This window comes from Cellulomonas sp. P5_E12, from assembly GCF_054049315.1.
The window spans coordinates 18,767-29,647 of the sequence record NZ_JBFUMP010000032.1 but is presented as its reverse complement, the minus strand read 5'-3'; the positions used below and the strand labels follow the sequence as shown (position 1 = coordinate 29,647).

Genomic DNA, 10,881 nt, shown 5'->3' with positions numbered 1-10,881 from the left:
GCCCGAGCCCGCCGACGAGGAGGACGCCGAGGAGGTACCCACGCTCGACGTGCTCTCTGCGCTTGCTGGGCTCACCGCCACGGTGACGCCCCCCGAGCCCAACGCCACCACCAGCAGCACGTCGACCGGCCGCCGCTTCGCGACCACCGCGCTGCTCTTCCAGGCCCCGGACCCGTCCGCAGCCCGGCCGCGGCGCCGTCGCGCGCAGGCCAGCACCGGCTCGCCGGAGGCGATCTCCGAGGCCGCCCACCAGCACGAGGCCGCCGAGGCGGTCGCCGAGCCCGCCGAGGCGCAGGTCGACACCACCGATGCGATCGAGCTCGAGTCCGCCGCCCCGTCGCGCGGCTCGCGCCGCCGGGGCCGTCGTGGGCGCAGCGGCGATGCCGCGCGCCCCGAGGACGAGGACGTGGTGGCCGACGAGGTCGTCGATCTCCCCGTCGACGCGCTGGTCGATGCCGAGGCCGCTGCAGACGACGAGGACGAGGACGAGGACGTCGACTCCGACGAGGCCGCCGGCACCCCCGGCCAGCCGCGCCGCCGCCGTCGCCGCGGAGGTCGCGGACGCCGCAGCCGCACCGACGCCCCGGGCAACGCCGACGACTCCGACGAGGCCGACGGGTCCGACGACGACACCGACGAGGGCGCCGAGCCCGAGACCGAGTCCGACGAGGACGAGGCGGGGGAGGGCGACGGCTCGAGCCGTCGTCGTCGCCGTCGTCGTCGCGGGTCGTCGCGCGGCGAGTCCGGCGAGCAGAACGAGCCCCGCGCGGCACGCACCCGCGCGCCCAGCGACGAGGTCACCGCGCTGCGCGGCTCCACGCGCCTCGAGGCCAAGCGCCAGCGCCGGCGGGACGGGCGCGACGCCGGTCGCCGCCGCCAGATCATCACCGAGTCGGAGTTCCTGGCCCGCCGCGAGTCGGTGGACCGCACGATGATCGTGCGGGAGAAGAACGCCCGCACGCAGATCGCGGTCCTCGAGGACGGCGTGCTCGTCGAGCACTACGTCTCCAACCAGGCGCAGGCCTCGATGGTGGGCAACGTCTACCTCGGCCGCGTGCAGAACGTTCTGCCCAGCATGGAGGCCGCGTTCGTCGACGTCGGCAAGGGCCGCAACGCGGTGCTGTACGCAGGCGAGGTCAACTGGGACGCCGCCGGCCTCGAGGGTGGGTCCGCCCGCCGCATCGAGCAGGCGCTCAAGTCCGGCGACCCGGTCCTGGTGCAGGTCACCAAGGACCCGATCGGCCACAAGGGCGCCCGCCTGACCTCGCAGGTCACGCTGGCCGGCCGCTACCTGGTCTACGTGCCCGGCGGCGGCATGACCGGCATCAGCCGCAAGCTGCCCGACACCGAGCGCAACCGCCTGAAGCGGATCCTGCGCGAGATCGTCCCCGACTCCGCGGGCGTCATCGTGCGCACGGCGGCCGAGGGCGCGTCCGAGGACGAGCTGCGCGCCGACATCGCCCGCCTGCAGGGGCAGTGGGAGGCCATCGAGAAGAAGTCGAAGTCCGCGTCGGCACCGGCCCTGCTCCAGGGCGAGCCGGACATGGCCATCCGCGTGGTCCGCGACATCTTCAACGACGACTTCTCCTCGCTCGTGGTCGAGGGGGCCGACGCCTGGTCGACGATCTCCTCCTACATCGACGAGCTCGCGCCGGACCTCGCGCAGAAGGTCTCGCGCTGGGACTCCGACACCGACGTGTTCGCCGTGCACCGCATCGACGAGCAGCTGGCCAAGGGCATGGACCGCAAGGTCTGGCTCCCGTCGGGCGGCTCGCTCGTGATCGACCGCACCGAGGCCATGACGGTGGTCGACGTCAACACCGGCAAGTTCACCGGCTCGGGCGGCACGCTCGAGGAGACGGTCACGCGCAACAACCTCGAGGCCGCCGAGGAGATCGTCCGCCAGCTCCGGCTGCGCGACATCGGCGGCATCATCGTCATCGACTTCATCGACATGGTGCTCGAGTCGAACCGTGACCTGGTGCTCCGCCGCCTGGTCGAGTGCCTGGGCCGCGACCGCACCAAGCACCAGGTGGCCGAGGTCACCTCGCTCGGCCTCGTGCAGATGACCCGCAAGCGGGTCGGCCAGGGCCTGGTCGAGGCGTTCAGCGAGACGTGCGAGCACTGCCACGGGCGCGGCTTTATCGTGCACGAGGAGCCGATCGAGAAGAACAACCAGCGTCCCGACGCCGGTGCGCCGCAGCAGCAGCAGCCCGCCCCGACCGAGGGCGGTGCCGCCCGCTCGCGCCGCAAGCGCGGTGGCGCCAAGGAGCCTGTCGCTCACGTGCCGCACGCCGGTGTGCCGGTCCTGCCGGAGGCGCGCGAGGCGGTCAAGGCGACCCTGGCGACGATCGCGGCCGCCGCGGCTCACGCGCACGACCACGACCACGACCACCACGCGCCGGCTGCGCCGGTCCACGCGGTCGACGTCGTCGAGGAGCAGGCGCCGAGCGCGCCCGGCCTGGACGTCCTCGCGGAGTTCGCCGGTGTCCACGCCGCGGTCGAGGACGACGGCCCGGTCGAGGAGCTCGCGCTCACGGCCGTCCCGGCCGACGTGTTCGCGTCCGACGACGCGGCGGCGGACGACGAGCCCGGCACGGACGAGGCCCTCGACGACGCGCCTGTCGATGACGAGCCCGTCGATGACGAGCACGGCGACGACGAGCGCAGCGACGACGAGCAGAGCGACGAGCACGGCGACGACGAGCCCACTGCGGGTTCGACGGAGTCCTCGGAGCCCGACGGCGCCGACAGCGCCGACGAAGACGTGCGTTAGGTCACGTCGACCCCCACGCCGCGTCGTCAGGTTTGACCCTGCGGCGTGGGGTCCGTACCCTAGAACGTCGGCGCGTCGTGTGCGCGCTGATCATGTGTGCCGCCGTTGCGGCGCCGACGCGAACCCCCACGGGCACCGGTCACAGCCGGTCGCATCGGGATGTGCGCGGGCGCAGGTAGGCACCGACGAAGCACTTTCGACTAGCAGTTGACAAGCAGTTCGACGAGCAGAGATGAGCAGCAACGTGGTGTACGCGATCGTGAAGGCTGGCGGCCGCCAGGAGAAGGTCGCGGTGGGCGACGTCGTCGTCGTCGACCGCCTCGCTGCGCAGGCCGGCTCGACCGTCGAGCTGCCCGCCCTGCTCCTCGTCGACGGCGAGAAGGTCACCACCGACGCCAAGGCCCTGGCCAAGGTGACGGTGACGGCGGAGGTCGTGCGGGACGAGAAGGGTCCCAAGATCGACATCCTCAAGTACAAGAACAAGACCGGCTACCGCAAGCGTCAGGGTCACCGCCAGAAGCTGACCCGCCTCAAGGTCACCGGCATCTCCTGATCTCGCCGCGGCCTGCAGGCTGCGGACCCCACACTCTGAGCACGAAAGCAGGTTCGTCATGGCACACAAGAAGGGCGCGAGCTCCTCGCGCAACGGCCGCGACTCGAACGCCCAGCGCCTGGGCGTCAAGCGCTTCGGTGGCCAGGTCGTCAAGGCCGGCGAGATCATCGTCCGCCAGCGCGGCACGCACTTCCACCCCGGCGTGAACGTCGGCCGTGGCGGCGACGACACGCTGTTCGCCCTCGCCCCGGGTGCCGTGACCTTCGGGACGCGCCGTGGCCGCAAGGTCATCGACATCGTCGTGGCGGCCGAGGTCTGAGCAAGTCATGACGACGCGGCATCGGTCCGCGTCGGGTCATTCGTGGGAGGGGCGCACCGGTGCGGTGCGCCCCTTCTGCGTGTGAGTATCGAGAAGTAGCAATGGCAAGGGAGGTTCAGCCGTGGTGACATTCGTCGACCGGGTCGTGCTGCATGCGACCGGCGGTGACGGTGGGCACGGTTGTGCGTCCATCCACCGGGAGAAGTTCAAGCCGCTCGCCGGCCCCGACGGGGGCAACGGCGGCAACGGTGGCTCGGTGATCATCGAGGTCGACCCGCAGGTCACCACGCTGCTCGACTACCACCACCTGCCGCACCGGCACGCCCCGTCCGGCACGCAGGGCATGGGCGACCACCGGTCGGGCTCCACCGGCGGGGACCTGATCCTCGGGGTGCCCGACGGCACCGTGGTGAAGGCGCCCGACGGCACCGTGCTGGCGGACCTCGTCGGCGTCGGCGCCCAGTACGTCGCCGCCGCGGGCGGTCGCGGGGGGCTCGGCAACGCCGCGCTGGCCTCGCAGCGCCGCAAGGCCCCCGGCTTCGCGCTGCTGGGCGAGCCGGGCGACGCGCAGGACGTCGTGCTGGAGCTCAAGACCATCGCCGACGTCGCCCTGGTCGGGTACCCGAGCGCCGGCAAGTCGAGCCTCGTCGCCGCGATCTCCGCGGCGCGGCCCAAGATCGCGGACTACCCGTTCACCACGCTGGTGCCGAACCTCGGCGTGGTGCAGGCCGGCGGCGCGCGGTACACCGTCGCCGACGTGCCGGGTCTGATCCCGGGCGCGTCCGAGGGACGCGGGCTGGGCCTGGAGTTCCTGCGCCACATCGAGCGCTGCGCGGTCCTCGTGCACGTGCTCGACTGCGCGACCCTGGAGCCCGACCGCGACCCGTTGTCGGACCTCGAGGACATCGAGGTCGAGCTGCGGACCTACGCCGGCGACCTCTCGATCGAGGGCGGCCGCGTCCCGCTGCTGGAGCGCCCGCAGATCGTGGTGCTCAACAAGATCGACGTCCCCGAGGCGCGCGAGCTGGCCGAGCTGGTCAAGCCCGACCTCGAGGCCCGCGGGTTCCGCGTCTTCGAGATCTCCACCGCCAGCCACGAGGGCCTGCGCCCGCTGACCTTCGCGCTCGGGGAGATCGTCGACAAGGCGCGTCGCGACGCGCCGGCGCCGGAGAACACCCGCGTGGTGCTGCGTCCGAAGGCCGTGGACGACGCCGGCTTCACGGTGACGCGTCGCGAGGTCGAGGGCCAGGGCGTGTACTTCTGGGTGCGCGGCGAGAAGCCCGAGCGCTGGGTTCGTCAGACCGACTTCTCCAACGACGAGGCCGTCGGGTACCTGGCAGACCGGCTCGCACGCCTGGGCGTCGAGGAGAAGCTGTTCGCCGCCGGCGCGGTCGCCGGCGACGAGGTGCGCATCGGCCCCGAGCACAACGCCGTCGTCTTCGACTGGGAGCCCACGCTCATGACCGGCTCCGAGTTCCTCGGTGGCCCCCGCGGCGTCGACCTGCGGCTCGAGGACCACTCGCGCCCGACCCGCGGCGAGAAGCGCCAGGAGTACAAGGAGCGCATGGACGCCAAGACGGAGGCGCGCGAGGAGCTGTGGACCGAGCGCGAGGCCGGCGTCTGGACGGACGCGGCGGAGAGCTGAACCCCGGCGGGCTTGTCCGCGCACCGGATAAGCGCGTGACCTGCGGCTGTCGACAGGCAGAATGCCGCAGGTGACCGCTGATGCCCTGCAGGACCGCCAGCAGCTGGTCTCGGCGTCCCGCGTGGTCGTCAAGATCGGCTCGTCCTCGCTGACCACGGCCGACGGTCGGCTCGCGCCCGAGCGCCTCAACGCGCTCGTCGAGGTGCTCGCCGCGCGGCGCGCCGCCGGTGGGCAGGTCGTGCTGGTGTCGTCGGGGGCGATCGCGGCCGGGCTCGGCCCGCTCGGCCTGGCCGCCCGGCCCAAGGACCTCGCGACGCAGCAGGCGGCGGCCTCGGTCGGCCAGGGGCTGCTCGTCGCCCACTACACGGCCGCGTTCGCCCGGCACGGCCTGCAGGTCGGGCAGGTGCTGCTCACGGCCGACGACACCGTGCGCCGCGTCCACTACCGCAACGCGCACCGCGCCCTGACGCGGCTGCTCGACCTCGGCATCGTGCCGGTGATCAACGAGAACGACGCCGTGGCCACCGACGAGATCCGGTTCGGGGACAACGACCGCCTCGCCGCCCTGGTCTCGCACCTGGTGCACGCGGACGCGCTGCTGCTGCTCAGCGACGTGGACTCGCTCTACACGGGGCCGCCGTCGCGCGACGGGTCACGCCGGATAGCGTCCGTCGTGCACGCGCAGGACCTCGAGGGCATCGACGTCGCGTCGCGGGGGAGCGCCGTGGGCACCGGTGGCATGGTGACCAAGCTGGAGTCGGTCGCGATCGCGACCCAGTCCGGCGTCCCCGTGGTGCTCACGTCCGCCGCGCAGGCGGCGCAGGCGCTGGCCGGCGAGGACGTCGGCACGTGGTTCACCGCGACCGGTCGTCGCACGTCGATCCGTCGGCTCTGGCTGGCCCACGCCGCGAGCACGCGGGGACGCCTGGTGCTGGACGCCGGGGCCGTGCGCGCCGTGACCGAGCGCGGCACGTCGCTGCTGCCCGCCGGCGTGACGGGTGTCGAGGGGACGTTCGAGGCGGGTGAGCCGGTCGAGCTGGTGGGGCCGGACGGCGCGCTCGTGGCGCGGGGGCTGGTCTCCTACGACGCCGACGAGGTGCCGCCGCTGCTCGGCCGGTCGACGTCCGAGCTGCGCGCGTCGCTGGGCCCGGGCTACGACCGCGAGCTGGTCCACCGCGACGACCTGGTCCTGGTCCGCAAACGCCGCTGAGACCCCACAACGTCCGCACTCGAGCGCGTCCTGACCCTCGGGAGTGCGGACGTCACGACGACGGGGGCGGCCCGCTCGTGCGGACCGCCCCCGTCGTCGTGTCGTCAGCTGCCGATCCAGGCCTGCGTCAGCTGGTCGAGGCGCGAGTCCGCCCCGAGCTCGACCTCGTGCACGTCCGTGTTCAGCCCGAGGAACGTGGTGAGCTCGTGCACCGGGATCACGTGGTGCTCGGTGACCAGGCGCTCCTGCGCGTCCGCCAGCACGGCGTCACGCTCGGTCGGGTCGCTCAGGGTCAGCTGCTTCTGCAGCAGGGTCTCGAGCTCCGGGTCGTCCAGCCGGTAGAAGTTGGTCGCCGCCGTCGAGTACTGCGTGCGCAGCACGTCGCCGTCGGCCCGGCTCAGGTTGCCCCAGACCAGGTCGAACGACCCGTCCTTGAGCTTCGCCTGGAAGTCCGGGACGGCACCGCTCCACAGGGTGGCGTCGATGCCGTTGGCCTTGAGCTCCTGCTGGATGAGCTCGACCGACGTCTGGTTGGGGGAGAAGTTGGTGATCCACGCCAGGACCGGGGCGAGTCGCGTGCCGCCCTTGGCGTAGATGCCGTCCGCGCCCTTGGCCCAGCCGTCGTCCTCGAGGACGGACGCGGCCTTCTTCGGGTCGGTCACCAGGTCCTTGCTCAGGTCGGCCACGCCCGGGGTCGTGCTGGCCAGCGGGCCCTCGGCGACGGCGAACCCGTCGTTGAGCGCCGTGTCGCGGACCTCGGTCGGGTTGACCGTCAGGGCGATGGCCTCCCGGACGGCCGGGTCGGAGCCCAGCGCGCCCGACTCGTTGAACGTGAGGCCGAACGTGATGCCGGGGTTGGCGCGGTGGACCACGTCGAAGCCCGACGACGAGAGCGTCTCGATGTCGGTCGGCTGCACGCCGCCGATCACGTCGACCTGCTCGGAGGTCAGCGAGCCGGTGCGCACACCCGCCTCGGGGATCACCTGGAACGTCACGCTGTCCAGGTGGGCCTTGCCGGTGTTGTCGCGCCCGTCGGGGCCCCACGCGTAGTCGTCGCGAGCGGTCAGCACCGTCTCGGTGTCCTTGGTGTAGTGGTCCAGCGTGAACGGACCGGTGCCGACGACGCCCGTGCCGCTGGCGCGGTCGTCGAACGGGATGGCGAGCGTCGAGCCGGCCAGGAGGCCGAGCGCGACCGTCGACGTGGCCTGCGGGAACGCCGAGTTGGGCGCCGAGAAGGCCACGGTGACGTGGGTCGGGTCGACGACCGTGGTGCTGGCGTAGCCGATGAAGCTCGAGGCCGCCGAGCTCTTGGCGCCGGCCGCGACGATGTCGTCGAAGTTCGCCTTCACGGAGTCGGCGTCGAACGGCGTGCCGTCGGAGTAGGTGACGTCGTCGCGCAGGGTGAACGTGAACTGTGTCGAGTCCGCGTTGGCCTCCCAAGCGGTGGCCAGCCACGGCTTGAGCGAGCCGTCCGTCGGGTCCTGCCAGGTCAGTGAGTCCACCAGCTGGCGGGTCACGTACAGGGTGTCGTTGCCCGAGCCGATGCCGGCCGGGTTGAGCGAGATGGGGTCGTTCCCGATGGCGAACGTCAGGTCGCCGCCGTCGACCGCCTCGGCGGTGGCGGAGGCCGTGGCGTTCTCGTCGGCACCCGCCTCGTCCGTGCCCGACGAGCAGGCGGCGAGCAGGAGGGCGGTGGTGGCGAAGCCGGCGATGAGGCCGGCGTGACGGCGCGGGGGTCGTCGGACAGACATGGGTGGTGCTCCTTGCTGGGGATGGTGGGTGACGGGGTGCGGAAACTCAGTCACGTCGACACGAGGTCACGACGCACCCCCCTCACCCGTGCGCACGCGGACGCCGGGGATCGCGGAGAGCAGCTCGGCCGTGTACGGGTCCGAGGGGTGGGCGAACACGGCCTCGACCTCCCCGTGCTCGACGACGCGTCCGTGCTGCAGGACGGCGACCTCGTGGGCCACCTGCCGCACGACCGCCAGGTCGTGGGAGATGAAGAGGTAGCTGAGCCCGAGCTCGGACTGCAGGTCGGCCAAGAGATCGAGGATCTGCGCCTGGACGGACACGTCGAGCGCGGACACCGGCTCGTCGAGCACCACCAGCTCCGGGTTGAGCGCCAGGGCGCGGGCGATGGCCACGCGCTGGCGCTGCCCGCCGGACAGCTCCGCGGGACGCCGGTGCAGCACGGTCCGGGGCAGAGCGACGACGTCGAGCAGCTCGGCCGCCCGGGCAGCGCGCTCGGAGCGGGACCCGACGCCGAACGCCTGCAGCGGTTCGGCGATGATCCGCTCGACCGTGTACCGCGGGTCGAGCGACGCGTACGGGTTCTGGTAGACGACCTGCATCCGCCTGCGCAGCAGGCGCAGCGCCGACCCGTGCGTGTGCGTGACGTCGGCCCCGTCCACCAGGACCGACCCCGAGGTGGGGTTGACCAGCCGGAGGGCGAGCCGTGCGGTCGTGGACTTCCCGGAGCCCGACTCCCCGACGAGCGCCAGGGTGCGGCCCCGCGGCAGGACGAACGACACGTCGTCGACCGCCCGCAGCGTGCCGCCCCCGGCGGACCGGGGGAGCGCGAACTCCTTGGTGAGGTTGCGGACCTCGAGCGCGGGGACGGCGGTCGGCGGGACCGGCGCGGCGATGGTGCGCGCGCCGCGCAGGCTGGGTGCCGCGGCGAGCAGCGCGCGCGTGTACGGGTCGCTGGGCGAGCCGAGGACCTGGTCGGGCGTGCCCTGCTCGACCACGCGGCCCTGCGACATGACGACGATCCGGTCCGCGCGGTCCGCCGCCACGCCGAGGTCGTGCGTGATGAGCAGCACGCCCGTGCCGGTGCCGATGGTCAGCTGCTCGATGTGGTCGAGGATCTGGCGCTGCACCGTCACGTCGAGGGCGCTGGTCGGCTCGTCGGCCACCAGCAGGCGCGGCTGGGCCGCGAGCGCGATGGCGATGAGCACGCGCTGCCGCATGCCCCCGGAGAGCTCGTGCGGGTACTGGCGTGCCCGCACCTCGGGGTTGCTCAGGCCGGCGCGGCGCAGGGCCTCGACGGCCTCGATCGCGGCGTTCTTGCGGTCGGCGAGGCCGTGGATGCGCAGCACCTCGGCCACCTGCTCGCCCACGCGGGTCACGGGGTTGAGCGACACGGTCGGGTCCTGCGGCACCAGCCCGACGAGGAGTCCGCGGACCGCGCGCAGCTCGCGCTGCGAGGCGCGGGCCATGTCGTGCCCCAGCAGGTCGATGCTGCCGTGGTCGATGACGGCGGCGGGAGCGAGCAGCCGGACGACGGCGGCCGCGGTGGTCGACTTCCCGGAGCCGGACTCGCCCACGACGGCGACGGTCTCGCCCGCGTCGACGTGCAGCGACACGTCCCGGACGGCACGGACCGTGCCGCGGCGGGCCTTGTAGGCGACCGCGAGGTCGGTGATGGTGAGCAGACGCTCGCTCATGCGGCACCTCCGTCGGGATGGTCCACCGCGCGGGAGATCCGGCCGGCGGCGAGCACGCTGATGGCGATGGTCAGGCCGGGCAGCGTGGTGAGCCACCAGGACGTCCGCAGGTAGTCGCGGCCGCCGGACACCAGGGCACCCCACTCGGGCGCCGGCGGCGGGGCGCCGTAGCCGAGGAAGCTCAGCGCGGACACCGCCAGGATCGCGGCCCCGAGCTGCAGGGCGGCCAGGACCACCACCGGACCCGCCGCGTTGGGCAGCACGTGCCGGAACAGGACGGACCACCAGCGGCTGCCGCCGGCGTGCGCGGCCTCGACGTACACCGACGACCGGACACGCAGCACCTCGGAGCGCATGATGCGCGCGACGGTGGCGACGCTGGCCAGGCCGACGGCGATCGCGACCTTGACGGTGCCGAAGCCGAGCGCGGTGATGAGCGCGAGCGAGAGCAGCAGCGCCGGGATCGACAGGAGCACGTCGACCGCGCGCATGACGACGTCGTCGAACAGGCCGCCGACGAACCCGGCGAGCAGGCCCACGAGCGCACCGACCAGGAGCCCGACGCCGACCGCGACGAGCGCGGCCTCGAGGGTCAGGTGCGTGCCGTGCACCACCCGCGTGTACAGGTCGCGGCCCAGCTGGTCGGTGCCGAACCAGTGCGCGGCCGACGGGGGCTGCAGCTTGTCGGCGGGCACGCCGGTGAGCGGGTCGCCGGGAGCGAGCAGCTGGGGCACGAACGCGGCGACGAGCAGGAGCGCGAGCCAGGCGATCGCGAGCAGCAGCCCGGGCTTGCGGGCGAGCTCGCCCAGCCAGGCGAACCGACCCGGCGTCGCCGCGTCCTGGCGGTCGCGCAGGGCGTCCGCGAGGCGGTCGGGCGAGGTGGCGGCGAAGTCGTCGGGAGCCAGCTTCTCGTTCAGGAGGTCGGTCAT

The 10,881-nt window shown here is 73.1% G+C and carries 8 protein-coding genes; 5 read left to right on the top strand and 3 right to left on the bottom strand.

The genetic code is table 11. The annotated features are described in order from the left end of the window. From ACXJKA_RS18590 to proB, 5 genes are all read left to right on the top strand, one after another. On the top strand, window positions 1-2,776 hold a 2,776-nt coding region (locus tag ACXJKA_RS18590), incomplete at its 5' end, for an Rne/Rng family ribonuclease (RefSeq protein ID WP_456826678.1). Between the two features lie 244 nt (window positions 2,777-3,020). Beyond that, complete coding sequence (gene rplU / locus ACXJKA_RS18585; protein WP_370505510.1) at window positions 3,021-3,329, top strand: 50S ribosomal protein L21; 309 nt, start codon at window positions 3,021-3,023, stop codon at window positions 3,327-3,329. 58 nt (window positions 3,330-3,387) lie between these two features. After that, window positions 3,388-3,648: a 50S ribosomal protein L27 gene (gene rpmA, locus ACXJKA_RS18580; RefSeq protein ID WP_055913072.1), complete on the top strand. Its 261-nt coding sequence runs from the start codon at window positions 3,388-3,390 to the stop codon at window positions 3,646-3,648. 121 nt (window positions 3,649-3,769) lie between these two features. Next, window positions 3,770-5,293 carry a GTPase ObgE gene (gene obgE, locus ACXJKA_RS18575; protein WP_456826677.1) on the top strand — a complete coding sequence of 508 codons (1,524 nt, stop codon included), beginning with the start codon at window positions 3,770-3,772 and terminating at the stop codon, window positions 5,291-5,293. 61 nt (window positions 5,294-5,354) lie between these two features. Continuing rightward, window positions 5,355-6,503: a glutamate 5-kinase gene (gene proB, locus ACXJKA_RS18570; protein WP_456826676.1), complete on the top strand. Its 1,149-nt coding sequence runs from the start codon at window positions 5,355-5,357 to the stop codon at window positions 6,501-6,503. Between the two features lie 104 nt (window positions 6,504-6,607). Here the strand turns inward: proB and ACXJKA_RS18565 are convergent, their stop codons facing one another. The 3 genes from ACXJKA_RS18565 to ACXJKA_RS18555 form a co-directional block, all read right to left on the bottom strand. Then, window positions 6,608-8,254 carry an ABC transporter substrate-binding protein gene (locus tag ACXJKA_RS18565; protein WP_456826675.1) on the bottom strand — a complete coding sequence of 549 codons (1,647 nt, stop codon included), beginning with the start codon at window positions 8,252-8,254 and terminating at the stop codon, window positions 6,608-6,610. A gap of 66 nt (window positions 8,255-8,320) precedes the next feature. Continuing rightward, a complete protein-coding gene (locus tag ACXJKA_RS18560; RefSeq protein ID WP_456826674.1) occupies window positions 8,321-9,952 on the bottom strand; it encodes a dipeptide ABC transporter ATP-binding protein in 1,632 nt (543 codons plus the stop codon). Further along, on the bottom strand, window positions 9,949-10,881 hold the full coding sequence (locus ACXJKA_RS18555; protein ID WP_456826673.1) for an ABC transporter permease: 933 nt from the start codon (window positions 10,879-10,881) through the stop codon (window positions 9,949-9,951). The genes ACXJKA_RS18560 and ACXJKA_RS18555 overlap by 4 nt, the downstream gene beginning before the upstream one ends.